This is a genomic window from Roseovarius sp. SCSIO 43702 (assembly GCF_019599045.1).
In the GTDB taxonomy this organism is placed as follows: Bacteria; Pseudomonadota; Alphaproteobacteria; order Rhodobacterales; family Rhodobacteraceae; genus Roseovarius.
Genome location: NZ_CP080623.1, coordinates 1,512,982 through 1,539,419, shown reverse-complemented (window position 1 = coordinate 1,539,419; position 26,438 = coordinate 1,512,982). Strand labels below are relative to the sequence as shown.

General features: G+C 68.7%; 25 protein-coding genes. 7 read left to right on the top strand and 18 right to left on the bottom strand.

The features are described 5' to 3' along the window. Positions 1-110: 110 nt before the first annotated feature. The 6 genes from K1T73_RS07505 to K1T73_RS07480 all read right to left on the bottom strand — a co-directional run bounded on the left by K1T73_RS07505 (position 111) and on the right by K1T73_RS07480 (position 4,796). Positions 111-623, bottom strand: coding sequence for a GNAT family N-acetyltransferase (locus tag K1T73_RS07505; RefSeq protein WP_220603307.1), 513 nt, complete (start codon positions 621-623; stop codon positions 111-113). Between the two features lie 50 nt (positions 624-673). After that, a complete protein-coding gene (acuI, locus tag K1T73_RS07500) occupies positions 674-1,666 on the bottom strand; it encodes an acryloyl-CoA reductase (RefSeq protein WP_220603306.1) in 993 nt (330 codons plus the stop codon). Between the two features lie 78 nt (positions 1,667-1,744). Further along, positions 1,745-2,854, bottom strand: a complete 1,110-nt coding sequence (locus tag K1T73_RS07495) for a dimethylsulfoniopropionate demethylase (RefSeq protein WP_220603305.1) — start codon at positions 2,852-2,854, stop codon at positions 1,745-1,747. Between the two features lie 2 nt (positions 2,855-2,856). Beyond that, on the bottom strand, positions 2,857-3,366 hold the full coding sequence (locus K1T73_RS07490; protein ID WP_310794415.1) for a DinB family protein: 510 nt from the start codon (positions 3,364-3,366) through the stop codon (positions 2,857-2,859). Further along, positions 3,363-3,989, bottom strand: coding sequence for a DUF1326 domain-containing protein (locus K1T73_RS07485; RefSeq protein ID WP_220603304.1), 627 nt, complete (start codon positions 3,987-3,989; stop codon positions 3,363-3,365). Before K1T73_RS07485 ends, K1T73_RS07490 begins: the two co-directional genes overlap by 4 nt. A gap of 3 nt (positions 3,990-3,992) precedes the next feature. Continuing rightward, positions 3,993-4,796, bottom strand: coding sequence for a DUF2182 domain-containing protein (locus K1T73_RS07480; RefSeq protein ID WP_409077735.1), 804 nt, complete (start codon positions 4,794-4,796; stop codon positions 3,993-3,995). A 73-nt stretch (positions 4,797-4,869) separates the two neighbouring features. On the opposite strand from K1T73_RS07480, the gene K1T73_RS07475 reads away from it, so the two are divergent. Continuing rightward, on the top strand, positions 4,870-5,586 hold the full coding sequence (locus tag K1T73_RS07475; RefSeq protein WP_259400490.1) for a FadR/GntR family transcriptional regulator: 717 nt from the start codon (positions 4,870-4,872) through the stop codon (positions 5,584-5,586). 12 nt (positions 5,587-5,598) lie between these two features. Here the strand turns inward: K1T73_RS07475 and K1T73_RS07470 are convergent, their stop codons facing one another. From K1T73_RS07470 to K1T73_RS07460, 3 genes are all read right to left on the bottom strand, one after another. After that, on the bottom strand, positions 5,599-6,270 hold the full coding sequence (locus tag K1T73_RS07470; protein ID WP_310794414.1) for a 5-formyltetrahydrofolate cyclo-ligase: 672 nt from the start codon (positions 6,268-6,270) through the stop codon (positions 5,599-5,601). A gap of 78 nt (positions 6,271-6,348) precedes the next feature. Then, positions 6,349-6,582: a DUF2842 domain-containing protein gene (locus K1T73_RS07465; RefSeq protein WP_220603301.1), complete on the bottom strand. Its 234-nt coding sequence runs from the start codon at positions 6,580-6,582 to the stop codon at positions 6,349-6,351. 25 nt (positions 6,583-6,607) lie between these two features. After that, the gene (locus K1T73_RS07460; protein ID WP_220603300.1) at positions 6,608-7,903 is read right to left on the bottom strand and encodes an adenylosuccinate synthase; all 1,296 of its coding nucleotides are present in this window, start codon (positions 7,901-7,903) and stop codon (positions 6,608-6,610) included. Positions 7,904-8,051: 148 nt separating this feature from the next. Between K1T73_RS07460 and K1T73_RS07455 the strand changes: the two genes are divergently transcribed. Beyond that, positions 8,052-8,957, top strand: a complete 906-nt coding sequence (locus K1T73_RS07455) for a GGDEF domain-containing protein (RefSeq protein ID WP_220603299.1) — start codon at positions 8,052-8,054, stop codon at positions 8,955-8,957. Between the two features lie 8 nt (positions 8,958-8,965). On the opposite strand, the gene K1T73_RS07450 is transcribed toward K1T73_RS07455, so the two are convergent. After that, positions 8,966-10,126: a M20 aminoacylase family protein gene (locus tag K1T73_RS07450; RefSeq protein WP_220603298.1), complete on the bottom strand. Its 1,161-nt coding sequence runs from the start codon at positions 10,124-10,126 to the stop codon at positions 8,966-8,968. Positions 10,127-10,164: 38 nt separating this feature from the next. Continuing rightward, positions 10,165-11,763, bottom strand: coding sequence for an ABC transporter ATP-binding protein (locus K1T73_RS07445; protein ID WP_220603297.1), 1,599 nt, complete (start codon positions 11,761-11,763; stop codon positions 10,165-10,167). Between the two features lie 170 nt (positions 11,764-11,933). Between K1T73_RS07445 and K1T73_RS07440 the strand changes: the two genes are divergently transcribed. Genes K1T73_RS07440 through K1T73_RS07430 form a run of 3 tightly spaced genes read left to right on the top strand, consistent with a single transcriptional unit; the run spans position 11,934 to position 15,504 of the window. Further along, on the top strand, positions 11,934-13,667 hold the full coding sequence (locus K1T73_RS07440) for a peptide ABC transporter substrate-binding protein (RefSeq protein WP_409077734.1): 1,734 nt from the start codon (positions 11,934-11,936) through the stop codon (positions 13,665-13,667). Continuing rightward, positions 13,664-14,668: an ABC transporter permease gene (locus K1T73_RS07435; RefSeq protein WP_220603296.1), complete on the top strand. Its 1,005-nt coding sequence runs from the start codon at positions 13,664-13,666 to the stop codon at positions 14,666-14,668. Before K1T73_RS07440 ends, K1T73_RS07435 begins: the two co-directional genes overlap by 4 nt. Then, complete coding sequence (locus K1T73_RS07430) at positions 14,665-15,504, top strand: ABC transporter permease (protein ID WP_220603295.1); 840 nt, start codon at positions 14,665-14,667, stop codon at positions 15,502-15,504. Before K1T73_RS07435 ends, K1T73_RS07430 begins: the two co-directional genes overlap by 4 nt. 25 nt (positions 15,505-15,529) lie before the next feature. Here K1T73_RS07430 and K1T73_RS07425 read toward each other — a convergent pair whose 3' ends face one another. From K1T73_RS07425 to K1T73_RS07415, 3 genes are all read right to left on the bottom strand, one after another. Continuing rightward, positions 15,530-16,972: an NAD(P)(+) transhydrogenase (Re/Si-specific) subunit beta gene (locus tag K1T73_RS07425; RefSeq protein WP_220603294.1), complete on the bottom strand. Its 1,443-nt coding sequence runs from the start codon at positions 16,970-16,972 to the stop codon at positions 15,530-15,532. 13 nt (positions 16,973-16,985) lie between these two features. Beyond that, positions 16,986-18,563: a Re/Si-specific NAD(P)(+) transhydrogenase subunit alpha gene (locus tag K1T73_RS07420; RefSeq protein WP_220603293.1), complete on the bottom strand. Its 1,578-nt coding sequence runs from the start codon at positions 18,561-18,563 to the stop codon at positions 16,986-16,988. Positions 18,564-18,672: 109 nt separating this feature from the next. Then, positions 18,673-19,125 carry an isoprenylcysteine carboxylmethyltransferase family protein gene (locus K1T73_RS07415; RefSeq protein WP_220603292.1) on the bottom strand — a complete coding sequence of 151 codons (453 nt, stop codon included), beginning with the start codon at positions 19,123-19,125 and terminating at the stop codon, positions 18,673-18,675. Between the two features lie 188 nt (positions 19,126-19,313). Between K1T73_RS07415 and K1T73_RS17990 the strand changes: the two genes are divergently transcribed. Further along, entirely contained in the window at positions 19,314-21,428 is a 2,115-nt protein-coding gene (locus K1T73_RS17990; protein WP_220603291.1) for a Hint domain-containing protein, read from the top strand. Between the two features lie 3 nt (positions 21,429-21,431). On the opposite strand, the gene K1T73_RS07405 is transcribed toward K1T73_RS17990, so the two are convergent. From K1T73_RS07405 to K1T73_RS07395, 3 genes are all read right to left on the bottom strand, one after another. Next, entirely contained in the window at positions 21,432-22,217 is a 786-nt protein-coding gene (locus tag K1T73_RS07405) for a gamma-glutamyl-gamma-aminobutyrate hydrolase family protein (protein WP_220603290.1), read from the bottom strand. Between the two features lie 94 nt (positions 22,218-22,311). Then, positions 22,312-22,464 carry a DUF2256 domain-containing protein gene (locus tag K1T73_RS07400; protein ID WP_310794413.1) on the bottom strand — a complete coding sequence of 51 codons (153 nt, stop codon included), beginning with the start codon at positions 22,462-22,464 and terminating at the stop codon, positions 22,312-22,314. Between the two features lie 115 nt (positions 22,465-22,579). Beyond that, the gene (locus K1T73_RS07395; RefSeq protein WP_220603288.1) at positions 22,580-22,789 is read right to left on the bottom strand and encodes a hypothetical protein; all 210 of its coding nucleotides are present in this window, start codon (positions 22,787-22,789) and stop codon (positions 22,580-22,582) included. A 117-nt stretch (positions 22,790-22,906) separates the two neighbouring features. Here K1T73_RS07395 and pepN point away from each other — a divergent pair, with 117 nt between their 5' ends. After that, positions 22,907-25,501: an aminopeptidase N gene (gene pepN / locus K1T73_RS07390; RefSeq protein ID WP_220603287.1), complete on the top strand. Its 2,595-nt coding sequence runs from the start codon at positions 22,907-22,909 to the stop codon at positions 25,499-25,501. 16 nt (positions 25,502-25,517) lie between these two features. Here the strand turns inward: pepN and K1T73_RS07385 are convergent, their stop codons facing one another. After that, a complete protein-coding gene (locus K1T73_RS07385) occupies positions 25,518-26,231 on the bottom strand; it encodes a transglycosylase SLT domain-containing protein (RefSeq protein ID WP_220603286.1) in 714 nt (237 codons plus the stop codon). Between the last annotated feature and the right edge of the window lie 207 nt (positions 26,232-26,438).

The following is a 26,438-nucleotide window of genomic DNA, read 5'->3' as shown; positions in this document are numbered from 1 at the left end:
ACAGGATCACCCACGATAACCCGCGAATCCCGGCAGGATTCGCCCCACGATTCGTGTCGCGAGACGATCCATCCCACCATTTCCCGTAAAACTCCCCGCGGGCGGCCGCCTCAGCCCCGCTCGCCCAGCCACTTGAACATGACGCGGGCCGAAACGAAGCCCTGCTCGGGATGCTGGAAGGTGTCTGGCAGGCGTCCCACCGTTTCGAACCCCTCGCTCTCCCAGAGCCGGATCGCGCCCGCATTGGTCTCGACCACGCAGTTGAACTGCATGGCGAGATAACCCAGCCGCCGCGCCTCGTCCTGGCTGTGCCGGCACATGGCACGCGCCACGCCTCGGCCGCGCGCCGCGGCGGAGGTCATGTAGCCGCAGTTGCAGACATGCGCGCCGCCGCCCTGGGCGTTGGTCTTGATGTAATAGGTGCCGAGTATCTCGCCCGCCCGCTCGGCCACGTAGGTCGCGCGCGGCGTCTCCATCCAGAACGCGCGGATACGGTCCTGCGACAGGTGGGGGTCGATGGCATAGGTCTCGCCCGCGCGGATGACGTCGCGCAGGATGGGCCATAGCGCTTCGAAATCGCCCTCGCGGGCCGGCCGGATCGTCAGCTCGTCGTGGTCGCCCATCGCTCTCTCCCCCGCGCCTTCATGCGGGAGAGAGCGCGGCCTTGCAAGCCTCAGCCGTTCACGTCGACGACAACGCGCCCCTTGACCTGGCCCTTGAGGATATCGCCCCCGAGCTTCGGCAAATCCGCCAGCGTCGCGGTCTGCACCATGCTCTCGAGCTTCTCCATGGGCAGGTCCCGCGCGATCCGCTTCCAGGCGCGGATGCGGTTGTCATAAGGCTGCATCACCGAGTCGATACCCAGGAGGTTGACCCCGCGCAGGATGAAAGGCGTGATCAGCGCGCCCTCGATGGCCGGCCCTCCGGCAAGGCCGATCGCCGCGACCGATGCGCCGTATTCCATCTGCTTGAGGACCCGGCCCAGCATCGCGCCCGCCACCGCATCGACGCAGCCGCCCCATTTCTCGCTCTCGAGCGGCTTCTTCGTCACCTCGGTCAGCTCCTCGCGCGGGACGATCTCGCGCGCGCCCAGGCCCTTCAGGTAGTCCTCCTGCTCGGGCCGCCCGGTCACCGCCGCGACCTCGTGGCCCAGGTTGGCCAGGATCGCGGTCGCCACCGACCCCACGCCGCCAGCGGCCCCGGTCACGAGCACCGGACCCTTCTTCAACCCGTGATCCTCGAGCGCCATGACCGCCAGCATCGCGGTGAACCCGGCGGTGCCCACGGCCATCGCGGCCCGCGTGTCGAGCCCCTCGGGCAGCGGCACCAGCCAATCGGCCCTGACCCGCGCCTTCTGGGCATAGCCGCCCCAATGCGCCTCGCCCACGCGCCAGCCGGTCAGCACCACCTTGTCGCCGGGCTTGTAGCGATCATCGTCCGACGCCTCGACGGTGCCCGCGAAGTCGATCCCCGGCACATGCGGGTAGTTGCGCACGAGGCCCCCACCCGGCCCGATGCAGAGCCCGTCCTTGTAGTTCACCGTCGAATACTCGACCGCGACAGTCACCTCGCCGTCGGGCAGGCGATCCTCGCCGATCTGCTGCACGGATGCGGAGGTCTTGCCGCTTTCCTCGTCCTTCTCGACCAAAAGCGCGTTGAATGCCATCGTCACTCTCCTCTTTTCATCTTGCCAAAAATACTCCCGCCGGAGGCAAGGAAAATTCGCAGAATTTTCCCGCCCCGATCAGAGCCAGAAGCCCGCCTGCACCTCGGCGGCGCGGTCGGTGCCGTTCATATCGACGCGCAGGCGTGTGCCCGCGTCCCAATGGGTCATGCGCACCATGCCGATGGCCACGTTCGTCTCGAAATCCGGCGACCATGCCGCCGATGTCACCTGCCCCACCCGCTCGCCACCGGCGAAGAGCGGCCAGGCGCGGTCGCAGCGCGGCACCGGATCGCCGTCGATGGCGATGGGCCGGATCTGCTGCACCGGGCCTTCCTTGGCCACCCGCAACAGCGCGTCCCGCCCGATGCAGCCGATCGCCGTCTGCGTATTGCAGAACCGGCCCAGCCCGCATTCATGCGGCGTGTTGTCGTCGGTCATGTCGTTGCCATAGCTCAGCAAGCCCGCCTCGATCCGCTCGATCCCGTTGGGACAGCCCGCGCGGACCTGCAGATCCTCGCCCGCCGCGAACAGCGCGTTCCAGATCGGCATCCCGAGGTCCGTGCCCTCGACATAAATCTCGAACCCGCCCTGCTTCGAATAGCCCGACCGCGCGATCACCACGTCATGCCCGTCGAAATCGTAGACGCTGAAGCGGAAGAACCGCAGGTCGCGGATGCTCTCGCCGAAAACGCGCGCCATGAGGTCGTCCGCCTTCGGACCCTGCACCGCCAGGGGCGAGACATCCGGTTCGTCCACCAGCACATCCATGCGCCAGCCATAGGCGATCCCCTTGACCCAAAGGAGCAGGTCGCTGTCGGCGATCGAGATCCACCAGCGATCCTCCGAGAGCTTCACGGCCACCGGATCGTTCAGCATCCCGCCGGTTTCGTCCACGATGGGCACGTAGAAGCACTGCCCCGCCGTCATTCCGCGCAGATCGCGCGGGGTCAGCATCTGCATCAATCGCCCCGCCTCGGGGCCGCGCAGCTCCACCTGTCGCTCGCACGCCACGTCCCAGACCTGCACATGGCGCTTCAGATGGTGATAATCCGCCTCGACGCTCTCGAAGACCGTGGGCAGCAGCATCCGGTTATAGACCGTGTAGGCCTTGACCCCGGCGGCCTCGACCCCTTCCGAGAAGGGCGTGCGCCGCAACCGGCGCGACGGTGAAATCAGCGGCGCGGACATCGTCATCCCTCCCCGGGCATGAAGGCGAGGTCGGTATCACCGGGGCGCGCCCCGGCTGCGGTCAGCATCGCGTGCACCTGGCCCCGGTGATGGGTCTGGTGATTGAAGAAATGCACCACGCAGACGGCGCGCGGCTTCGTCACCTCCCGGCCCAGAGCGCCCGAATGCCAGGTCAGATCGCCCCCGAGCGCCGCCTCGTCCAGCCCCTCGGCCCAGTCCACGATCCGCCGGTCCGCGGCCTCGCGCCGGGCGAGGTAGTCCTGCCAGTCGTCGAAAAGCGCCGCACTTTCGCCGATTCCGCCCTCGGGCGTCTCGCCACCGTCGAACCGCGACATCCATAGCAGGTCGGCCCACAGCAAATGGCTGAGCGTCCCGGTGATCGAGCCGAAGAACGCGCCGCGCTCGGCCGTCCGGTCCACCGGGTCGAGCGTCTTGGCCGCGGCGAGCAGGCTATCGTTCTGCCACGCGTTGTAACGCGCCATGAGCCGCGCGTAATCCGGCGTCGCGATCACTTGCCCGGACCCGACCACGCGATCGGGCAGATCTCGGCGGACTTGCCTCCGAAATCCCAGACCCGGCCGTAGTCGCGCACGCGGCTCTTCTTGCCCACGGCGGCGTGAATGTCGGGGCCCATCCAGTATTTCGAGTTGGTGATCGTCACCGGCTCGCCCGGATCCTTGCCCTCGATCATCTCGATCTCGCCCTGGATCTTGCGACCGATCTGGATCGAGCGGTTGCGCCCCTCGCGGTGGATCACCACGGGCTCGCGCTCCACGCCGATGATCTCCGAGACCAGCATGGTGAAAAGCCCCGTGGTGCCCCCCGCCTTGCCCGAGAAGATCTGGCAGATGCCGTCAAAGGCCGCGTCGCTGGCCTTCTCGTCCACGTAGAGCGCCACCTTCCAGTTCCCCTCGCCCATCCGGCCCGGAATATCGGCCAGGATGCCGACATTGAGACCCGAGAGGTCCTCGCCGTCGTAATGTCCCTTGTCGATCGCGATCGCCATCCAGGCATGGCAATGCCCCTCGGTCGGCGGGTGCGCGCCAAGGCTCACGACGCAAGGACAGAAGACCTCGCACGAACAGTTGAGGAAAAGCTCTCCGTCGATCTTCCACTCGGGTTTCCGGTCCGCCATGTTTCATCCTCCGGTCAGTTGCGGCAGGGTGAGCACGACGACCCCGCCAAGTATCAGGATTGCGCCCATCGGCCGCGTCACCACGTGGCCGACCTGGGGCAGTTTCTCGAGCACCATGAAAAGCGTCGCAAGGCCCATCCACGCCAGGTTCATCACCCCGCCCGCGAAGCCCAGCGCCATGAAGCCCCAGCAGCAGCCGACGCAGAACGCGCCGAGGCCGAGCCCCATGCGAACCCCGCCCGCGAATCCGGTGCGCCAGTGGCCCAGGAAATAGGTCATCGGGCTGTGACAGACGCCGTGGCACGTCTCCTTGGTGCGGGTGAACTGGAACGCGCCCACCGCGATCAGCAGCCCCCCGGCAAGCCAGGGCGAGGTCGCGATGCCCAGCATGTCCACCGCCCCGCCGTAGAGAAGCGCCAGTTGCGCGCCCGCGATGAGCGCGGCGAACCCCACCCAGACAAGCCCATATCCGCCCAGGACCCCGAGCCACCCGGCCCATGTGCCGTTGGCCGAACCGATCAGATCCTCGTAGGACCGCAAGGTCGGCACCAGCGTCGGCAGCATCATGGCCGCCATCATGATCGCCCACATCGCGAACAGCGGGCCGAAGCGCGCCATGGGCATGTCCATGGGCATCCGCGGATCCATCGCCGCCATCCGCGCGCCCATCTCGCCCGGCCGGCCCAGAAGGTCGAGGTCCATCTCCATCGCCATCGCGTACATCACCCACCACGCGGCGAGGATGAGCGCGAAGAACCCCAGCCAGAGGATCGTGCGCAGGTAGGGATCGGGACGCGCGAGCATCATGTCACCTTTTTTCGACTCGTCGGCTTGCCGCCAAAATGTCAGACATTAAAATGCAAGACAAATGGAAAAACCCGTGGACAGAACCGCCGATCTTTCGGCCCAGATCGCCGAGGCGCTGCGCGATGCCATCGTCGAGGGCCGGATCCTCGTCGACGCGCGCCTGCCGTCCGAGGCCGAACTGGCCGAGCGGTTCCGCGTCTCGCGCCCCACCGTGCGCGAAGCGCTCAAGCGGCTCGCGGCGCAATCCCTCATCCGCACACAGCGCGGCAAGGCGGGCGGCGCCTTCGTGCGCCGGCTGAGCTACGAGGAGGCCTACGGCCAGCAGGTCACGACCTCGACGCTGCTCTTGTCGATGAACGAGATCAGCTTCGACGTCGCCTGCGAAGCCCGCTTCGCGCTCGAGCGCGCCTGTGCGCCGCTGGCCGCGCGGCGGCGCACGCCCGACCACCTGGCCACGATGCGCGCCGAGATGGAGCGGCAGGCCCAACCGGCCCTCTCCGACGAAAGCTTCTGCGCCTCGGACGTGACCTTTCACCGTGCGCTCGTGGACGCGGCGGGAAACCCGGTGCTGAGCTACCAGCTTGCCGGTGCGGTCGAGGCGATGCAGCCGCTCATGAACATGATCACCTTCACCGCCCGCTCGCGCGAGGAAATCGTGCGCCTGCACACCGCCATCGCCGACGCGCTCGAGGCGGGGGACGCGGGCGCGGTGGACGATGCGCTGCACCGGCTGGAAAGCTATACCCAAGGTCTCGCGCATGATCTCATCGCGGCGCGCTCCGGCGCCTGACCAGGTCCGGTCTCACGCTTCCGGCACGTCGCGATCAAAGGCGCGGACATCTCCGTCGCCCAGCACAGCCTTGTCCATCGGCACATCCCAGGGCATCGGAAAGATCGTGTCGATCCCGCAATCGGGCCAGCCCACGCCCACCACCTCGGGCCTCTCGCGCAGGGCCGCGAGGGTGCGGTCGTAATACCCCCCGCCATTGCCCAGCCGATACCCCTCCCGGTCGAGCCCCAGAAGCGGCGAGATCACCAGGTCGGGCGCTTCTTCCGCCCCCTCCGTCGGCACCGGGATGTTCCAGATGCCGCGCTCCATCGCGCAACCGGGCGCCCAGCGGCGAAAGATCAAGGGCGCGTCCTTTTCCACCACCACCGGCAGCAGCACATGCGCGCCCGCCTCATGCGCGCGCGTCATCCAGTCGCGCAAGTTCGGCTCGCAGCGGATGGGCCAATAGACGGCGACCTTGCGGCCCGAAACGTCGCCCAGCTCCGCATCGAGCGTGCGGCCGATAACCTCGCCCATCTCCTGTCGCTCGGCGACGCTCCACGCCTCGCGCGCCTCGTAGAGCCGCGCGCGCTCGCCCTTGCGGAACCGCGCCACGTCGCGCGCCGTCTCGGGATCGACGGCGTGTCCGCCGATCATCAGGTGCGCGTGGCAGGGTGTGTCGCCGGGTGTGTCCTCGTCCTGCATGGTCATGTCTCCTTCCGCAGCCCCGACAGCCGAACATCGAACCGCCGCGGCCTGTTCCCGCCGCCGGCGCGCCCCCGCTCAGTCCCGGGCGTCGGGGTCTTCCTGCCCCACGCCGAGAAAGACCGCGCGCAGCGGCAGCGCCCAGACGATGCCGAGCACGACGAAAACCACGAACTCGACGAAGCCGGGAATATCCGGCCATGTCCGGCGCAGCCAGTCGGTCAGCGTCACCGCCACCACGATATAGAGCGGCAGACCGATCAGGAGGATGATCAGGGACCAGCGCCTGCGCGCCTTGTAACTCAGTGCCATGCCAATCCTTCCCGCCTGTCGCCTCTCAGTCCGCGAACGGGTCGGTGACGAGGATCGTGTCCTCCCGCTCGGGTGAGGTGGAGAGTAGCGCCACGGGACATTCGATCAACTCCTCGACGCGGCGCACGTATTTGATCGCGTTCGCGGGCAGGTCCGCCCAGCTTCGCGCGCCCTCCGTCGTCTCGCTCCAGCCGGGCAATTCCTCGTAGACGGGGGTGCAGCGCCATTGCTGCTCCGTCGCCGTTGGCAGGTAGTCGAGCCGCTCACCGTCAAGCTCGTAACCCACGCAGATCTTCAACGTCTCGAACCCGTCCAGAACGTCGAGCTTGGTGAGCGAGATGCCCGTGACCCCGCTCGTCGCGCAGGTCTGACGCACGAGCGCGGCATCGAACCATCCGCAGCGCCGCTTGCGTCCCGTGACCGTCCCGAACTCGCGTCCGCGCTCGCCCAGCCGCTGCCCGTCATCATCGTCGAGCTCGGTGGGAAACGGCCCCTCGCCCACGCGGGTGGTATAGGCCTTCACGATTCCCAGGACGTAGTCGATCGAACCGGGCCCCACGCCCACGCCCGTCGCCGCCTGGCCCGCGATCACGTTCGAGGAGGTGACGAAGGGATAGGTGCCGAAATCTATGTCGAGAAGCGCGCCCTGCGCCCCTTCGAAGAGGATACGCTGGCCGCGCTTCTTGCGCTCGTTCAGGACCTTCCAGACCGGCGCGGCATAGGGCAGGATCTCGGGCGCGATCTCCCTCAGCCGCGCGATCAGGCCGTCGCGGTCGACGGGCTCGATGCCGAGGCCCCGGCGCAGCGGATCGTGGTGCTGAAGCGCCCGGTCCACCCGCGCCTCGAGCGTCGCCGCATCGGCCAGGTCCGCCACCCGGACCGACCGGCGGCCGACCTTGTCCTCGTAGGCCGGGCCGATGCCGCGCCCCGTCGTGCCGATCTTCGTGCCCTTGCTCGCGGCTTCCTCGCGCGCACGGTCCAGCTCGCCGTGAATGGGCAGGATGAGCGGCGTGTTCTCGGCGATCATCAGTGTCTCGGGCGTGATCTCCACGCCCTGCTCGCGGATCGACGCGATCTCGTTCACAAGGTGCCAGGGGTCCAGCACCACGCCGTTGCCGATGACCGACAGCTTGCCGCCCCGCACCACCCCCGAGGGCAGCGCGTTCAGCTTGTAGACCTCGCCATCGACGACGAGCGTGTGACCCGCGTTGTGGCCACCCTGGAACCGCGCGATCACGTCCGCGCGCTCGCTCAGCCAATCGACGATCTTGCCTTTTCCCTCGTCGCCCCACTGGGCGCCCACGACAACGACATTGGCCATAGCGTTCCTTTCCGGCGGCAGGTGTTTTCACCGCGCCCCTCATATCGGTCCGGCGGGAACAGGGAAACCGCAAAATCGCCCGCAATCGCAGGCAGGACGGGGGCGGGCATTAACCGCGCGTTAACCTTTCCGATGGCATCCTGCGCGCATGAAATTCGCCACCGATCTCCTCCGCGACCTGCCGCGCCTCGTCAGTTCCGAGGAAGCGGGCGGCGTGGCCATCGTCGGGATGGACGGGCGGCTCGTCGATGCCTCCCCCGAGCTCGAGCGCATCTTCCAGATGCCCCGCCGCGACCTCCTGCGCAAAAGCTTCCGCGACGTGACCCATCCCGAGGACCTGCTGCGCGACGACGCCCATTTCGAACGCCTCGTCGCCGCCGGAACCGGAAGCTACTCGCTCCTGAAACGCTATCGCCGCGCACGGGGCGATTACATCTGGTGCGAGCTTGACGTCACGTTGGTGAGCGATCCGTCGGGCGCCGCCTCCCATATCGTTGCCCAGATCCGGCCGACCACGGTGCGCGATTCGACGTTGAACCTCCTGCATGACCAGGTGCTTCACGATCCCCTGACGCGCCTGCTGAACCGCACCACCCTTCTCGATCAGCTCGAAACCTCGCTGCATCGCACGCGGCGGACCGGCGTGTCCTTCGCGCTCGCCATCCTCGACCTCGACGGGTTCAAGGCGATCAACGACAGCCACGGCCACGACACCGGCGATGCGCTCCTGCGGCAGGTGGCGGACCGCCTGCGCGGCGCACTCGAGCGGCCCGACCTCGCCGGGCGCCTCGGCGGCGACGAATTCGCCTTCATCTTCCGCGATGCCGGGGATCCCGCCACCCTCGACCGGCGCGAGGCGCGTCTCATGGCGGCTTTCGACACGCCCTTCCGCATCGACCGCGCGGGTGAGGTGACACTCGGGGCGAGCCTCGGGCGGGCGGTCTTCTGCGTGCATGGCACGACCGTCTCGGACCTGCTGCGCCACGCCGATCATGCGATGTATGCCTGCAAACGCACCCGCCGCGCCCTGCCGAAGGTCCGGGTCAGCGGGTGAGACGCGGCTCAGATCGGCATCCGCCGTTCCACGACCTCCGCCCACCAGCTGCATCCCGTCGGGACGATCCCGTCATCGAAATCGTAACCGGCGCTGTGAACCGCCGCCGTATCGCCGTTGCCCAGCAGGATGTAGGCCCCCGGCCGCTCTTCGAGCATGAAGGCGAAATCCTCGCCCCCCATGACCAGCGGCGCGTCATCGCACGCGCCCGCGACGGCCCGCGCCACGTCGGCGACGAAATCCGTCTGGTCGGGATGATTCGCCATCACCGGATACTGCCGCTCGTAGGTCACCTCGACCGTGGCACCGAACCCCCCGGCGATGCCCTTGGCGAGCGCGGTGATGCGCGCCTCCGCCAGATCGCTCATCGCCGGGTCGAGCGTGCGCACCGTGCCCTTGAGCAGCACCTTGCCCGGAATCACGTTGAAAGCGGTGGACGAGGTCTCGAAGGACGTGACCGAGACGACGATCTGCCCGGTCGGATCGGCGTTGCGCGACGCGATCGTCTGAAGCGCCGTCACGAGGTGGCTCGCGATCACGGTGGGATCGACGGTCTCGTGCGGTTTCGCCGCATGTCCGCCCTGCCCCGTGATCTCGATCTCGATCTTCGCGGTCGCGGCAAAGAACGCACCGGGCCGGATCGCGAATCGCCCCTTGGGCAGGCCGGGCCAGTTGTGCATCCCATAGACCTCCTGGATGCCGAAGCGCGCCATCAGCCCGTCCTCGCACATCTCGCGGCCCCCGCCGCCACCCTCCTCGGCGGGTTGGAAGATCACCACGGCGGTGCCGTCGAAATTGCGCGTCTCGGCCAGGTATTGCGCGGCACCCAAGAGCATCGCCGTATGCCCGTCATGACCGCAGGCATGCATCACCCCCGGCGTCTTCGAGGCGTATTCCGCGCCCGTCGCCTCGTGGATGGGCAGCGCGTCCATGTCGGCGCGCAGGCCCACCACCTTGCCGGATCCGTCCTTGCGCCCCCTGATGACCCCGACGACTCCCGTGCGCCCGATCCCCGTGACCACCTCGTCACAACCGAACGCGCGCAGCTTCTCCTCGACCAGCGCGCTGGTGCGGTGCGTGTCGAACAGGAGTTCGGGATGCGCGTGGATGTCACGGCGCCACTCGGTGATCGTGTCGTGCAACTCGGCAAAGCGGTTCTTGACGGGCATGGCGGGGCTCCGGCGGTTCGGGGATGCTCGCGGATGACCTAAGCAGATTCGCGCGCCAGAACATAGTGGCCCGGCGCGATTTCACCCAGGGCGGCGCCCTCTTCCGGCGCGTGCGGCAGCGCCATGACCTTTCCCCGGCTCGCGGCGATGAGCGCGCGGGTATAGGGATGCGCGGGCCGGGTCATCACCGCCTCGGCGGGGCCGATTTCGACCACGCGGCCCCGCCACAGCACCGCGATGCGATGCGCGATCCGCGCCACTTGCGCTATGTCGTGGCTGATGAAGAGACAGGCCAGGTCGCGCACCTCCTGCGCCTCGATCAGCAGACCCGCCATACGCTCACGCATCTCCGGGTCGAGCGCCGCGAACGCCTCGTCCGCGACAAGGAGCGCGGGGTCGAGCACCAGCGCCCGCGCCAGCGCCGCGCGCTGCCGCTGACCGCCCGACAACCCGCCCGGCCGTCGCGACAGAAGGGCCGGATCAAGCCCCATCTGCTCCGCGATGGCGGTAACGCGGTGCGCCACCTCGGCACGCGGCACGCCGAAATTGCGCAGGCTGTCACCGATCTGGCGCCCGACGCTTCGCCGCGCATCGAGGCTCTGCATCGGGTCCTGGAACACCATCTGCATCCGGGCGCGCACGGCACGCAACGCGCCACCCTCCAGATGCGTGATGTCCCGTCCCTCGAGCGCGATCTGCCCGGCCATTCCGGCCCGCCCCTCGAGGCGCAGCGCCGCGCGTCCGAGCGTCGTCTTTCCCGATCCCGACTGTCCCACCAGCGCCAGCATCTCGCCCCTGCGCACCGTCAGCGTGACGTCGTGCAGCGCGGGCGGCCCGGCGCCATGGCTCACCCCGAGGCCCCGCAGCTCGAGCACCGCCTCGCGGTCGCGCGCGGGTCGGCGGAAAGGCCCGCGCGCCGGGTCGGGCCCCGCGTCATCCGCCACCGGCACGATGCGCTCGATCCGTCCGTTCCGCATATGTGCCACCCGGTCGCCCACGGCGCGGGCCACCTGCGCATCATGCGTGATGAGCAGGATCGCCAGCCCCTCCTCCCGCTTCAGCCGGTCGAGAAGCGCGAGGATCCCCGCCTGCGTCACGGCGTCGAGGGCGGTCGTGGGCTCGTCCGCGATCAGCACCCTGGGCCGCCGCGCCAGCGCCAGCGCGATCATCACCCGCTGGCACATCCCGCCCGAAAGCTCGTGCGGATAGGCCGCCATCACCTCGCGCCCCAGCCCCACCCGCACAAGCCACCCTTCCGCCTCCGCCCGCCCGTTCCGCCCGTCAAGCGCCAGCGTCTCGCGCAGTTGCGCGCCGATCCGGCGCACCGGGTCGAGTGCGGCGACAGGCTCCTGGAAGATCATCCCGATCTCGGCCCCGCGCAATCGTCGCAGGGTGCGACCCCCGGCGCGCGTGACGTCGCGCCCGTCCACCGCGACGCGCCCGCCGGTCACCCGTGCCGCCTCGTCAAGGCGCAGCACCGCGCGCGCCATCACGGATTTCCCCGTTCCCGACGGACCCACCAGGCACAGGATCTCACCGGCCACGAGGTCGAGCGTCACGTCGCGCACCACCGGCGCACCGTCGAAGGCGACCGACAGCCCCTCGACGCTCAGAACGGGCTTTCCCGGCTCAGACATGACGACGCACACGCATTTCTCGCCTTTTCGCGGCAACGGATCGGATCGCGGTGCAAACTCGCACGCGCGCGGGGCAAGGTCGATGCAAAATCCGCCATGGTCAAAGCGGCGAATATGGGCGAGAAGACCGGGGGACGATCCGGGAAATCTCTGGGAGGGCGGACAGGACAGTGACAGGATTCCGACTGGTAGCCGGGCTCGTCTGGGCCCTCGCGCTCGCCGCACCCGCCGGCGCCCAGGTGGCGCCGGACCCTTCGGTCGAATCGCGCGGCCGCGACGGCACGGTGCGGGTGCTCTTTTGGCAGGCACCCTCGACGCTCAACCCATATCTCACCGGCGGCACCAAGGACATCGAGGCCGCGTCCTCCGTCCTCGAACCGCTCGCGCGCTATGACGAGAACGGCCGCCTCGTCCCTTGGCTCGCCCGCGTCGTGCCAAGCCGCACCAATGGCGGGATCAGCGCCGATCTGACGCGCATCACCTGGTCGCTGAAACAGGGCGTGACATGGTCCGACGGCACCCCTCTCACGGCGCGCGACGTGGTCTTCACCTGGCGCTACTGCACCGCCGAGGGCGCGGGCTGCGCGCAGCGTGACGCCTTCGCCGACGTGGCGAAGGTCGAGGCGCTCGACGATCACACGGTCGAGATCACCTTCGACGCGCCCAAGCCCTTCCCCTACGCGCCCTTCGTCGGCGCCCAGACCCCCATCCTCCAGGCCGCGCAATTCGCCGATTGCCTCGGCCCCGCGGCGGCGGGCTGCACCGAGGCCAATTTCGCCCCGATCGGCACCGGCCCGTTCACGGTGGCCGAGTTCCGCACCGGCGACGTGGCGCGGCTCACGGCGAACCCCAACTATCGCACACCCGGCAAGCCCGCCTTCGCCGAGGTGATCCTCAAGGGCGGTGGCAGCGCGGTCGAGGCCGCGCGCAGCGTGCTCGAGACGCAAGAGTTCGACTATGCCTGGAACCTTCAGCTTTCGCCCGAGATCCTCGCGGCAATGCTGGCGCGCGGCCATGGTGAGGCGGTCGTAGCCTTCGGCACCCTGGTCGAGCGGATCGCGGTCAACTTCACCGATCCCGACCCGGCGCTCGGTCCCCTGCGCGCGACCCGCGCGCATCCCCACCCGATCCTGACCGATCCGGCCGTGCGCGATGCGCTGAGCCTTGCAATCGACCGCGCCGCGCTCGTCGCGGTGGGCTATGGCGAGACGGGGCGCGTGACCTGCAACATCATCCCCGCGCCCGAGTTCTACGCCTCCGACACGAATGCCGCGTGCCGCACGCAGGATCTCGACGCCGCGCGCGCCACGCTCGACGCCGCGGGCTGGATCGACAGCGACGGCGACGGCGTGCGCGAGAAGGAGGGACGTGAACTGCGCCTCCTTCTGCAGACCTCGACCAACGCGGTGCGCCAGGATTTCCAGGCCATCCTCAAGCAATGGTGGGCGCAGATCGGCATCGCGACCGAACTGCGCAACATCGAGCCCTCGGTCTTCTTCGGCGGCGACGCCGGCAGCCCCGACACGTTCCAAAAGTTCTTCGCCGACCTCCAGATGTTCGCGGGCAACTACGCCGGCACCGATCCCGAAGCCTATCTCGAGGGCTGGACCTGTGACGCCGCGCCCACCCCCGCGAACGGCTGGCAAGGCGCCAACGTGAGCCGCTGGTGCGATCCCGGCTATGACGCGCTGGCGGCCGAGCTGTCGCAGACGGCGGGGCTCGAGGCGCGTGCCGCGCTGGTGCGGCGCATGAACGACATGCTGGTGATGAACCGGGTGGTGATCCCGCTCGTGGATCGCGGCCGCGTCTCGGCCCATGCGCGCGATCTGGGCGGCGTCGTGATGAACGCCTGGGACGGAGAGCTCTGGAACATCGCCGACTGGCACCGCCTGCCCCCCGAATGACACGCTTCGTGATCCGGCGGCTTCTCCTCGCGATCCCCACGCTCCTGGTGATCGCGCTCGTCATCTTCGCGCTTCTCGAAGCGGCGCCGGGCGATCCCATGGCGCAGGTGCCGCTCACCGTCTCGGATGCCGTGCGCGCCGAGATGCGCGCGGCGCTGGGCCTTGGCGATCCGCCGTCGCTGCGCTTTCTTCTCTGGCTGAAACAGCTTCTCTGGGTCGAGCCGCGCATCGCGCTCGACGCGGCTTTCGGGACCGACCTCGCCGGCGACGCGCCGCGCATCCTGTCGTGGCAGTCGCGGGCTCCGGTGATGGAGATCGTGGCCGAGCGCCTGCCCCAGACCCTCTGGATGGTGGGCCTTGCCTACGCGGTCGGCCTCGCGCTCGCGCTGCCCATCGGGGCGGTCTCGGCCTGGCGGCAATACTCGCTCCTCGATCATCTGGGCACCGGCGCGATGATGCTGGGCTACGCGATCCCGCCCTTCTTCTCGGGTCTCCTGCTCATCCTCGTCTTCGCGGTCTGGCTGGGCTGGTTCCCGTCCGTCTACGACACCACGCACCAGGTGACGGGGCTTCGCTCCCTCGGGACGCAGATATGGCAGATGGTGCTCCCGGTCGCGGTCCTGTCGCTCCAGACGACGGCGCTTCTCGCGCGCTACATGCGCGCGGCGATGCTCGACGAGATGGGCGCGCTCTACGTGCAGGCGGCCCGCGCCCGCGGCCTGCCCGAGGTCACGGTCCTCACCGCCCACGCCGCGCGCAACGCGCTCGTGCCGGTCGTCACCATCGCGGCGCTGGGTCTGCCGCAGGTCTTCGGCGGCGCCGTCATCACCGAACAGATCTTCCGGGTGAACGGCATCGGGCAGCTTCTCATCTCGGCGCTCCAGGCCGCCGACTGGCCGGTTGTGCGCACCGTGACCTTCCTCATGGCCGCGCTGATCGTCCTCTTCAACATTCTGGCCGACCTGCTGCACGGCTGGCTCGACCCGCGGGTGCGGCCATGAGGCGCCGCGCGCCGCTTGCACTCTGGCTGCCGGGGGGAACGCTCCTCGCGCTCATCCTCGGCGTGGCGCTGGGCCCGCTCGTCTGGCCCGTCCCGCCCGAGGCGATGGACCTCACCGCCCGCAACGCGCCCCCCGGCGCGGCCCATCCGCTCGGCACCGACCGGCTGGGCCGGGACATGCTCGCGCGGCTCATGGCGGGCGGCAGGCTGACGCTCTCGGTGGGGCTCGCGGCGATGGCGCTCTCGGTGGCGCTCGGCACGGCGATAGGGGGCCTGGCCGGCCTCTGGCGCGCGCTCGACGGCTGGCTCATGCGCCTCACCGACCTCTTCCTGTCGCTCCCGGTCCTGCCGCTGCTGCTGGTGGCGGTCATGCTCTTCCGCGACGCGCTCACGCGGGGGCTGGGCGATGTCTCGGGGCTTTTCCTGCTGATCGTCGTCGCCATCGGCGCGACAAGCTGGATGCCCACCGCCCGCGTCGTGCGCGCGCTCGTGCTGGGGCTGATGCAGCGCGACTTCATCACCGCGGCGATCGCGGGCGGGGCCACGCGCGGCGCGCTCGTCCTGCGCCACATCCTGCCGCATTGCGCCTCGGCGATCCTCGTCTCCGGCGCACTCGGCGTGGCCAATGCCATCGTCACCGAAAGCGCGCTCAGCTTCCTCGGCGTGGGCTTCCCGCCCGACACGGCAAGCTGGGGCCGGATGCTGGCCGACGGCGCCGCACAGCTCGCCGACCGGCCCGCGCAGGTGATCTGGCCCGGCGCGATGATCTCGCTCACCGTGCTTTGCGTGACCTACCTGGGCGACGGGCTGCGCGACCGGCTCGACCGGCGCGCATGAGTGCCGCGAAGCCGCGCGCCTCACCTCACTCGATCAACGCCAGCAGCTTCGTCACGCTCTCCTTCGCATCGCCGTAGAACATCCGCGTGTTCTCCTTGTAGAAGAGCGGGTTCTCGATGCCGGAATACCCGGTGCCCTGCCCGCGCTTGCTGACGAAGACCTGTTTCGCCTTCCACACCTCGAGCACCGGCATCCCGGCGATCGGGCTGTTCGGGTCGTCCTGCGCGGCGGGGTTCACGATGTCGTTCGAGCCGATGACGATCGCCACGTCGGTCGCGGGGAAATCGTCGTTGATCTCGTCCATCTCGAGCACGATGTCGTAAGGCACCTTCGCCTCGGCCAGAAGCACGTTCATATGCCCCGGAAGCCGGCCTGCCACGGGATGAATCGCGAACCGTACCTTCTTGCCCTTGGCGCGCAGCTTGCTGGTCAACTCGCTCACCGCCTGCTGCGCCTGCGCCACGGCCATGCCGTAGCCGGGAACGATGATCACGCTGTCGGCCTCGTTCAGCGCGGCGGCCACGCCGTCGACCTCGATCGCCACCTGCTCGCCTTCGACGGCCATCTGCTCGCCGCCCGGACCGCCGAAGCCACCGAGGATCACGCTCACGAAATGCCGGTTCATCGCCTTGCACATGATGTAGCTCAGGATCGCACCCGAAGAGCCCACGAGTGCGCCCACCACGATCAGGAGGTCATTGCCGAGGCTGAACCCGATCGCCGCCGCCGCCCAGCCGGAATAGCTGTTGAGCATCGAGACCACGACCGGCATGTCCGCGCCGCCGATGCCCATGATCAGGTGATAGCCCACGAAAAGCGCGGCCAGCGTCATCAGGAACAAGGGCAGGAACCCGCCCGAGCCCAGGTACCAGAAGAGGCAGAGCACCGCCACGACACCCGCCGCGGCGTTGAGCGCATGGCCCCCCGGCAGCTTCTTCGCCGCCGACGACACGCGCCCGGCAAGCTTGCCATAGGCGATGACCGACCCGGTGAAGGTGATCGCTCCGATCAGGATGCCGAGGAACAGCTCGACCCGCAGGATATTGATCTCGACCGCCGTTTTCTTGGCCACGAGCGTTGCGAAGGCGCCAAGCTCGGCCACGGCCACCGGGCCTTCCGCCACCGCGCGGGCAGCGTTGCCGATCTCGAAATGCGCGTTGAAGCCCACGAAGACGGCGGCGAGGCCCACCAGCGCGTGCATCCCCGCCACAAGCTCGGGCATCTGCGTCATGCCCACGCGGGTCGCAAGCTGGTAGCCGATCACGCCACCGCCCGCGATCAGCAGCAGCGACAGCAGCCACAGCCCCGACCCCGGCCCGATGAGCGTTGCCAGCACGGCCAGCGCCATGCCCGCGATCCCGTACCAGACCGCGCGTTTCGCGCTTTCCTGCCCCGAGAGGCCCCCCAGCGAGAGGATGAAGAGAACAGCCGCGACCACATAGGCCGCCGTGGTGAATCCGTAATCCATGACGCAGCCCCCTTCAGGATTTCTGGAACATGGCGAGCATGCGCCGCGTGACGAGGAAGCCGCCGAAGATGTTGATCCCGGCCATGAAGACACTCAGCGCCGCCAGCAGGATCACGAGAAACGACCCCGATCCCATCTGCATGAGCGCGCCCAGGATGATGATCGACGAGATCGCGTTCGTCACCGCCATGAGCGGCGTGTGCAGGCTGTGGCTCACGCCCCAGATCACCTGGAAGCCCACGAAGACCGCGAGCACGAAGACGATGAAATGCTGCATGAAGCTCGCCGGGGCCACGAGGCCAACCGCCAGCAGAAGCACCGCGCCGACACCGATGAGCGTCACCTGGCGCTTCGTCTGCTCCTTGAACGCGGCCACCTCCTGCGCCCGCCGCTCGTCTGCAGTGAGCTCGCGCGGCGGCTGCGCCTTGGGCTTCGCGGCGATGGCCTGCACCTTGGGCGGTGGCGGCGGCCACGTGATCTCTCCGCCATGCGTGACGGTCGCGCCGCGGATCACGTCATCCTCCATGTCATGCGCGATCTTGCCATCCTTCGCCGGTGTCAGATCGGTCAGCATGTGCCGTATGTTCGTGGCGTAGAGGGTCGAGGATTGCGCCGCCATGCGGCTCGGGAAGTCGGTGTAGCCCACGATGGTCACACCGTTCTTGGTGACGATCTTCTCGTCGGGCTCGGTCAATTCGCAGTTGCCGCCCCGCTCGGCGGCCAGGTCCACGATGACGCTTCCGGGCTTCATCGCCTCGACCATGTCGGCGGTCCAGAGGACCGGCGCATCGCGGCCGGGGATCAGCGCGGTGGTGATCACGATGTCCATCTCGGGCGCCAGCTCGCGGAACTTGGCAAGCTGCGCCTCGCGGAACTCAGGGGAGGACGGCGCGGCATAGCCGCCCGTCGCGGCCCCGTCCTGCGCGTCCTCCTCGTCGAACTCGAGGAACACGAACTCGGCGCCCATGCTCTCGATCTGCTCGGCCACTTCCGGGCGCACGTCGAAGGCATAGGTGATCGCGCCGAGGCTCGTCGAGGCCCCGATCGCGGCCAGCCCGGCCACGCCCGCCCCCACCACCAGAACCTTCGCCGGCGGCACCTTGCCCGCGGCGGTCACCTGGCCGGTCATCAGGCGCGGGAAGTTGCTCGCCGCCTCGATGACGGCGCGATAACCCGCGATATTGGCCATGGACGACAGCGCGTCCATCTTCTGCGCGCGGCTGATGCGCGGCACCATCTCCATGGCGATGACCGTGGCGCCCTTCTCGGCGGCGGCCTCCATCTGCGCGTCATTGCCCGAGGGGTTGAAGAACGAGATGAGCGTCTGCCCCTTCCTGAGCCGCTTCAGCTCGGTGTCGGTCGGCACGCGCACCTTGGCCACCACGTCGGCAGCCTTCCACAGCGCGGCGGCGCTCTTCATCACCTCGACGCCGGCCGCCTTGTAGTCGGCATCCGAAAAGCCGGCCTGCGCGCCCGCCCCCGCCTCGATCAGGCATTCGTGGCCCAGCTTCTGCAATTCGCGCGCCGAGGCGGGCGTCATGGCCACCCGCGCCTCGCCCTCGATCACCTCCTTGGGTGTTCCGATCTTCACTGTCTGTCCCCCTTCGCTGTCGCCATTCGCTCCGCGCGTGGCAATCCTCCGCGTGGGCGTCGTTATTCCATATTCATGCCGCGGATGCGAGATGAAGAATGTGCCGCTGTCAAATCCAACGTCGCGTCGTCTGGCAATACCGGGCGAAATCGGCGCGGAACTTCCGGCGCAGGCGGTTTTCCTCGGGAATGACGAACCGCCGCTCCAGCACCCAGAGCAGGATCGGGACAAGCGGCAGCGCCAGCACCGCGTCCCAGCGCAGGACAAGCCCCGCGAGGATCATCACGTCGCCCAGGTAGATCGGGTTGCGCGAACGCTTGAATATGCCCGACCGGATCAGGCGTTCGGCCTCGGCATGGGGCATGACGGTGGTGCGGGCGCGGCGAAACTCCACGATCGCCAGCGCGATGAGCAGGAGCCCACCGCCCACCAGGATCCCGCCCGCCAGGTCGGCCCACGCCCCGCCGAAATCCAGCCCGAAATCGAAATACCGCGCCTGCATCCAGGCCAGCGCGGCGAAGGCGGCCAGCCAGACGGGCGGCAGGTCGATCCATTTTGTCATGCGCGGCCTCCTTCGGCGATGCGGAGAATGACACGGTCTCCATCCCGTTTCCCGTGCCGGAAAACACCGCCCGGCACCAGCCCCGACGCCGCAATCCCGCCGCAGTCGTCGCGAATTTGTCGAAATCTCATCGAAAATCAGCCTTGGACGCTCTGTATCCACTTTGGAAACAGTCACCGGAAGGCCCCATGCCCCAGGGATATCTCGTCCAGCTCGGAAACGGCACGCTCGATGTCTCGGACACGATCGTGATGAGCCTGACCGATTTCCTCATCCAGGAGGATCTCGGCGCCGGCCAATACAACTACACGACGACGATCTGGGGCTTCACCTTCCCGGTCAACAATCAGCCGGGCACCTATTACGAGGCGACGAACGGCAATGTCTACTTCGTGCCGGACAATGCTCCGTTCGGCACTCCGAGCGGCGGCGCGGTCCAGACCCTTCCTCCCACCTCCCACAGCGATGCCGACGGCATCGTCGGGGGAACCACCGGCGACGACGTCATCGACGGCAGCTACACCGACAGCGACGGCGACCAGATCGGCAGTCCCGACGCCAATGACGACATAAGAAGCGGAGCGGGCGACGATTCGATCGCAAGCGGCGCGGGCGCGGATACCGTCACGGCGGGCGGCGGGAACGACACGGTCGTCGCGGGCGGCGGCAGCGACGTGATCCACGGCGACAGCAACGGCGCCACATCGGTTGCCGAGGCGCTCACCTGGGAAACCCTAGGCGCGGATGGCGAAGACCTCTCGGGCGGCTTCACCTTCTCGACCGGCGAAATGGACGTGACCGTCGGCTTCACCGACAACGGCAACAACAACCCCACCTTCGAGATCGACACCGCGACGATCTGGGCCGACACGGGCGAACCCTTCGACCGCAACTCGGCATTGCGGCTCTATGCCAATGGCGACGGGGCCTCCTCGACCACGCGCATCGACTTCGCGGCGCGGTCGGGCAGCGCCATGTCGGACGAGGTGCAGAACGTCTCGTTCCGCCTTTCGGACGTCGACTGGGGCAGCGGCAATCACCGCGACATCGTCACCGTCAACGCCTTCGACGCCGACGGAAACGCCGTCGCCGTCACCATCACGCCGGGCGGCACCCAGACCGTCTCCGGCAACACCATCACCTCGGGCAACGTGGCGACCGGCAACAATGACGAAGCCGGGTCGGTCCTGATCGAGATCGCCGGTCCCGTCGCGCGCATCGACATCTCCTATTCCAACGGCCTGAACGGCACCCAGGCCATCAATGTCAGCGACATCCATTTCGACACCGTGGTGCCGCCCGATGGCGACGACCGCCTGCTGGGCGGCGCGGGCAATGACGCGATCTACGGCGAAGGCGGTGACGACACGCTCTTCGGCGGCACCGGCGCGGACACGCTCGAGGGTGGCGCGGGCAACGATGCCATCCACGTGGCCCAGGGCGATACGGCGCTCGGCGGCGACGGCGACGACACCTTCTACCTCACCGACCTGGGCGAGCCCGGCAGTTCGGCCATCAGCATCACCGGCGGCGAGGGCGACGAGACGGCGGGCGACACGCTCGTCCTCACCCCCGACGTCACCTATGGCGACATCACCTTCTCGAACACCGACGATACGGCGGGCGGGCTCTCGGGCAGCTTCACCATGGCCGACGGCACGGTCGTCAACTTCACCGAGATCGAGAACATCATCTGCTTCACCCCCGGCACGCTCATCCTGACCGATCGCGGTGACCGCCCGATCGAGACGCTGCGCCCCGGCGACGGGATCGTCACGCGCGACCACGGCATCTGTCCGCTGCGCTGGATCGGGACAAGCACGGTGCGCGGCGAAGGCCGTTTCGCCCCGATCCGCCTCGAGGCCGGCGCCCTGCCCGGCGCGCGCCGCCCGCTGCTCGTCTCGCCCCAGCACCGCGTCCTTCTCGGCGGCTGGCAGACCGAGCTTCTTTTCGGCGAGGCCGAGGTGCTGGCCTCCGCGCTGCACCTCGTGGAGGGCGACGCCATCCGTCCCGCCCCCTGCGCCGCCGTCACCTACATCCACCTGATGCTCGACCGGCACGAGGTCATCTATGCCGAAGGCGCCGCGACCGAGAGCTTTCACGCGGGCCCCGGCGGCATGTCGGCCCTTTCCGAGACGGCGCGCGCCGCGCTCTTCGACCGTTTCCCGGCCCTGCGCAGCGATCCCGGCGCGCATGGCCCCACCGCGCGGCGCTGTCTCAAGAAGCACGAGACGCAGCTTCTCGTCGCACCGGCCCCCGCCGCGACCGCGGCCCACGCCCTGCGGACCGCGCGCGCCGCCTGACCGTCAGGCGCTCCGCCGCGCGCCCTCGCCGCGCATCCCGGCGCTCCATGCGCGCGCCGCCTCCCCGAAGGCATCGAAAAGCGGCCGCGACACCGGGTCCGTCGCCGCCTTCCACTCGGGATGCCACTGGACCCCCAGCGCGAAACCGGGCGCATCCTTCACGTAGATCGCCTCGGGCGTCCCGTCGGGGGCGTGTCCGTCGATCACCACCCGCTTGCCCGCCCGCACGATGCCCTGCCCGTGCAGCGTGTTGGTCATCACCTCGCGCGCGCCCAGCAACCGATGAAAGACGCCACCCTCCGTGAACGTCACCATGTGGCGCAGCGCGAACTGCTCCTCGAGCGTGCCATCGGGCGGCATCCGGTGATTGTCGCGGCCCGGCAGATCGCGGATTTCCGGGTGCAGGCTTCCGCCCAGCGCGACGTTCATCTCCTGGAAGCCCCGGCAGAGCCCCAGGATCGGCTGTCCCCGCTCCACACAGGCCCGCACCAGCGGCAGCGCGATCGCATCGCGCGCCTGGTCGAAGGCGCCATGCGCCTCGGTCGGCTCCTCGCCATACTCGCTCGGGTGGACGTTGGGCCGCCCCCCGGTCAGAAGGAACCCGTCACAGCGATCGAGAAGTTCACCGACCGTCACGAATCGCGGGTCGGTCGGAACCAGCAGGGGCATGCACCCCGCCGCCTCGGCGATCGCGGCCGAATTCATCGTCCCGCCCGCATGAACCGGGTAGCGGTCGTCGACCAGGTAATGGTTGCAGATGACACCTATGACGGGGCGATGGTCGGTCATGAGCGGCGCAGATCCTTCGGAAACGGTCTCCTCCCCTACATAAACGCGCGCGTCCACGGTGAAAAGCGGCCGCTGCGATCAGGCCGTTGTGCTCTCATGCACTGTGGCCGCCTCTTTTGGCGGCGCGCCGGCACCGCTCGCTGCAATGGCGCACCTCGTCCCAGACCCTCGCCCATTTCCGGCGCCATGCGAAAGGCCGCCCGCACATGGCGCAGGGCTTCTGCGGAAGGTCTCCCTTGCGCCGCATCCGGCTCATCGCGGCAACCCGCTCTCACACGGCCGGGCGGCACGGCGCGAAAAGGCGCCCGAGCTTCCGCCCGGTGCGCCCTTGTTCCTTGCGGCTCTCACGCGACAGCCCGCGCTCAGCCGCCATCCGTATCGGAAAGCTCGTCCACCACCGGCGCGGGAATATCCGCCTCCTCGGCGTCACGCGGCTCGTTGCCCTGGTAGACGATATAGGCACCGAGGGCGATCAGGAGGACGCCCGCGAAGATGACAACCGCCAACATCCCGGCCAGTGGCCCCTTGTGCCGTTTTTCCTGCTTCTTGACGTTGGTATCGGGTGCTGACATCGCATCTCTCCATTCATTTGCTGTCCCGGTGCCGCGGCCTCGCGGGGCATTGCGGCCCTCAACTCGGCGCACTAACGTTTCACCGTCCCATTTGTTCCGAAACCGGAGATCGACAAGATGAAAGATGCCGCGCCCGCGACGATCTATCTGACGGATTACGCCCCCTTCCCCTACATCGTCGACAGCGTGCATCTGACCTTCCGCCTCTCGCCCTCGGCCACCCGCGTGACAAGCCGGATCGCCTTCCGGCCCGATCCCGACGCGCCGCCGGGACCCTTCACGCTCGACGGTGAAGGACTCGATCTCGTCTGGGCGCGCATCGACGGTGCGCCTGTGACCCCCACGCTCACCGACACCGGCCTCACCTGCGAGGTGCCCGACGCGCCCTTCGTGTGGGAGGCCGAGGTCGAAATCGACCCCGCCGCGAATACCGCGCTCGAAGGTCTCTATCTCTCGAACGGCATGTATTGCACGCAATGCGAGGCCGAGGGCTTCCGCAAGATCACCTACTATCCCGACCGCCCCGATGTCATGTCGGTCTTCACCGTCCGCATCGAGGGGCCCGAGCCCGTGAAGCTGTCGAACGGCAACCCCGCCGGGTCGGGCGATGGCTGGGCCGAATGGCACGATCCCTGGCCCAAGCCCGCCTATCTCTTCGCGCTCGTCGCGGGCGACCTGGTGAACCACGCCGACAGCTTCACCACGAAATCGGGCCGCGAGGTCGAGCTCAACATCTGGGTGCGCCCCGGCGACGAGGACAAGTGCGCCTTCGGGATGGAGGCGCTGAAGCGGTCGATGCAATGGGACGAAAACGTCTATGGCCGCGAATATGACCTGGACATATTCAACATCGTGGCCGTGGATGACTTCAACATGGGCGCGATGGAAAACAAGGGGTTGAACATCTTCAACTCGTCCTGTGTCTTGGCCTCGCCCGAGACCTCGACCGATTCCAATTTCGAACGGATCGAGGCGATCATTGCGCACGAGTATTTCCACAACTGGACCGGCAACCGCATCACCTGCCGCGACTGGTTCCAGCTTTGCCTCAAGGAAGGGCTCACCGTCTTCCGCGACGCGCAGTTCACCGCCGACATGCGCAGCGCACCCGTCAAGCGGATCGAGGACGTGATCGCCCTCCGCGCCCGCCAGTTCCGCGAGGATAACGGCCCGCTCGCGCACCCGGTGCGGCCCGCCTCCTTCGTCGAGATCAACAATTTCTACACCGCGACCGTCTACGAAAAGGGCGCCGAGCTGATCGGAATGCTCAAGACCCTCGTGGGCGACGATGCCTATTACAAGGCGCTCGACCTCTATTTCGACCGTCACGACGGACAGGCCTGCACGATCGAGGATTGGCTCAAGGTGTTCGAGGATGCGACGGGCCGCGACCTCTCGCAATTCAAGCGCTGGTATACCGACGCCGGCACCCCCCGGCTGACCGTCACGGAAACCTGGACACCGGGCCGGGACACCGCCGCACCGGGCGAGCCCGCGGGCGGCACCTATACCCTCACTTTCGAACAGGACACGCCGCCCACGCCGGGGCAGGACGAAAAGCCCCCGCGCGTCATTCCGATCGCGGTGGGGTTGCTCAACGAGAACGGCGACGAGGTGCGCGAGACCACGGTGCTCGAGATGACCGAGACACGGCAGAGCTTCACCTTCGAAGGGCTCTCCTCGCGCCCCGTCCCGTCGATCCTGCGCGGCTTCTCCGCCCCCGTGATCCTGAACCGCGAGACGACGAACCGCGAACGCGCCTTCCTGCTGGCCCACGACACCGACCCGTTCAACAAGTGGGAAGCCGGGCGCGCGCTGGCGCGGGACGGGCTGCTCGCCACGCTGCGCGAGGGGGCCGCGCCCGACCCGCTCTACCTCGACGCGGTCGAAACCATGGCTCGGGACGAAAGCCTCGATCCGGCCTTTCGCGCGCTTGCCCTGGGCCTTCCCTCCGAGGAGGACCTGGCCCAGGCGCTCCACGACGCCGGCCACACCCCCGACCCCCTCGCCATCTGGCAGGCGCTGGAAGCGCTGCGCGACGCGCGGGCCAGCGCGATGGAGACCACCGCCCGCACCCTCTACGACCGCCACCAGGTCACCGGACCCTACCGCCCCGACGCGGTCCAGTCCGGTGCGCGCGCCCTCACCAACGCCGCGCTCGCGATGATCACCCGGCAGGACGGCGGCACGCAGGCGCAGGCGCAATACGACGCCGCCGACAACATGACGCAGCAACTGGCCGCGCTCGGCAACCTCATCCGCGCCGGCCGTGGCGACGCGGCGGTCTCGGCCTTCTACGACCAGTGGCGCCACGACCGGCTCGTCCTCGACAAGTGGTTTTCCCTGCAGATCCTCAACGCCGATCCGGCCGACACGCCCGACGTGGCCGCCCGGCTGACCGACCACCCGGACTTCACCCTGAAGAACCCCAACCGCTTCCGGTCCGTGCTGGGCGCGCTCACCATGTCGCAGGCGGGGTTCCACCGCGCCGACGGGGCGGGCTACCGGCTCTTGGCAGACTGGCTGATGCGCCTCGACCCGCTCAACCCGCAGACCACCGCGCGGATGTGCGCGGCCTTCGAGACATGGCGGCGCTTCGACGAGAACCGCCAGGCACTCATCGAGGCGCAACTGGAGCGCATCCTCGACCTGCCGAATCTCAGCCGCGACACGACCGAGATGGTCACGCGCATCCTCGGCGCCCGCGCCTGACGCCGGGCGTTGCGGCCTATTCCGTCCCGGCCTGCACCACGGTGACGGGCCAGGCGCTGTCGGGCCGCGCCTGCGGCCGCACCTGTCCCAACCCCTGACAGTAGGGCTGGCTGCGCAGCCACGCCTTCATGTCGCGCCGCTTCTCCTTCGAGGTCATCGGCCCCCAATCCGCCGCCACCCCGCGCCAGCGTCCCGAATGCACCGCGATCGCGCGATCGCGCGGCACCGTCCGGGCCATGATGCGGATCGCGCAGGCGAGGTTCGCGGGTCCATGCGTGAGCTCCCGCCCCGTCCGCGCGGCACAGCCATAGCTGCGCGCCGTCGCCGGGAGGATCTGCAACAGGCCGAACCACCGGCCCCCGCCGCCCACCGCGTCGGCGCGATAGGTGCTCTCGTGCTTGGCCAGCGCCGACAGAAGCCCCACCCAGAACGCCTTGCGCACCCGCGCATCCGCGCCGCGATAGGCCGGGCACCAGCTGTCGATATCCTGCGGCACGGTGCGAACCAGCGGCGCGCCATGCGCCCCGAGCGCGGCCATCGCGCTGTGGGTCCAGAGCGTCGCCTCCCGCTTCTTCGCCCAGCGCATCCGGGGAAGGCTCACCGGCCGCGCGACCGGCCGCAACGATGTCTCGAGCCCGGCGGCACGCATGGTGATCTCCGCCGCCGCCGGCGGCGGCAGGACGGGCAGAAGGCCCAGGCACAGGACAAGGAACAGTGGCAGCCGGATCATCGCGCGATGATTCCTCGAAACGCGGCCAAAGGCAATCTCCCGCTGCGCGGGCCTCCGCCTGCCGCCGCCGCGCCCCCGGCGACAATCCGCCATGACCGCGCGCCCACGGCCATCCGGGCCGATCTGCACCGCCTGCTGGAAAGGGTGCTGGCCCATCACCTGCGCGAGCTGCACCCGCTTGTCTGGACGCAGGCGCTCCACCGGCCA

Excerpts from the sequence above, each read along its gene's own strand:
- K1T73_RS07485 (WP_220603304.1), bottom strand. The coding sequence starts at position 3,989 with ATGGCGGACCGGAAACCCGAGTGGAAGATCGACGGAGAGCTTTTCCTC.
- K1T73_RS07395 (WP_220603288.1), bottom strand. The coding sequence starts at position 22,789 with ATGTCAGCACCCGATACCAACGTCAAGAAGCAGGAAAAACGGCACAAG.
- K1T73_RS07430 (WP_220603295.1), top strand. The coding sequence starts at position 14,665 with ATGAGGCGCCGCGCGCCGCTTGCACTCTGGCTGCCGGGGGGAACGCTC.
- K1T73_RS17990 (WP_220603291.1), top strand. The coding sequence starts at position 19,314 with ATGCCCCAGGGATATCTCGTCCAGCTCGGAAACGGCACGCTCGATGTC.
- K1T73_RS07455 (WP_220603299.1), top strand. The coding sequence starts at position 8,052 with ATGAAATTCGCCACCGATCTCCTCCGCGACCTGCCGCGCCTCGTCAGT.
- K1T73_RS07460 (WP_220603300.1), bottom strand. The coding sequence starts at position 7,903 with ATGGCCAATGTCGTTGTCGTGGGCGCCCAGTGGGGCGACGAGGGAAAA.
- K1T73_RS07465 (WP_220603301.1), bottom strand. The coding sequence starts at position 6,582 with ATGGCACTGAGTTACAAGGCGCGCAGGCGCTGGTCCCTGATCATCCTC.
- acuI (WP_220603306.1), bottom strand. The coding sequence starts at position 1,666 with ATGGCATTCAACGCGCTTTTGGTCGAGAAGGACGAGGAAAGCGGCAAG.
- K1T73_RS07385 (WP_220603286.1), bottom strand. The coding sequence starts at position 26,231 with ATGATCCGGCTGCCACTGTTCCTTGTCCTGTGCCTGGGCCTTCTGCCC.
- K1T73_RS07435 (WP_220603296.1), top strand. The coding sequence starts at position 13,664 with ATGACACGCTTCGTGATCCGGCGGCTTCTCCTCGCGATCCCCACGCTC.
- K1T73_RS07400 (WP_310794413.1), bottom strand. The coding sequence starts at position 22,464 with ATGCGGCGCAAGGGAGACCTTCCGCAGAAGCCCTGCGCCATGTGCGGG.
- K1T73_RS07450 (WP_220603298.1), bottom strand. The coding sequence starts at position 10,126 with ATGCCCGTCAAGAACCGCTTTGCCGAGTTGCACGACACGATCACCGAG.
- K1T73_RS07495 (WP_220603305.1), bottom strand. The coding sequence starts at position 2,854 with ATGTCCGCGCCGCTGATTTCACCGTCGCGCCGGTTGCGGCGCACGCCC.
- K1T73_RS07505 (WP_220603307.1), bottom strand. The coding sequence starts at position 623 with ATGGGCGACCACGACGAGCTGACGATCCGGCCGGCCCGCGAGGGCGAT.
- K1T73_RS07445 (WP_220603297.1), bottom strand. The coding sequence starts at position 11,763 with ATGTCTGAGCCGGGAAAGCCCGTTCTGAGCGTCGAGGGGCTGTCGGTC.
- pepN (WP_220603287.1), top strand. The coding sequence starts at position 22,907 with ATGAAAGATGCCGCGCCCGCGACGATCTATCTGACGGATTACGCCCCC.
- K1T73_RS07415 (WP_220603292.1), bottom strand. The coding sequence starts at position 19,125 with ATGACAAAATGGATCGACCTGCCGCCCGTCTGGCTGGCCGCCTTCGCC.
- K1T73_RS07405 (WP_220603290.1), bottom strand. The coding sequence starts at position 22,217 with ATGACCGACCATCGCCCCGTCATAGGTGTCATCTGCAACCATTACCTG.
- K1T73_RS07470 (WP_310794414.1), bottom strand. The coding sequence starts at position 6,270 with ATGCAGGACGAGGACACACCCGGCGACACACCCTGCCACGCGCACCTG.
- K1T73_RS07425 (WP_220603294.1), bottom strand. The coding sequence starts at position 16,972 with ATGGATTACGGATTCACCACGGCGGCCTATGTGGTCGCGGCTGTTCTC.
- K1T73_RS07480 (WP_409077735.1), bottom strand. The coding sequence starts at position 4,796 with ATGATGCTCGCGCGTCCCGATCCCTACCTGCGCACGATCCTCTGGCTG.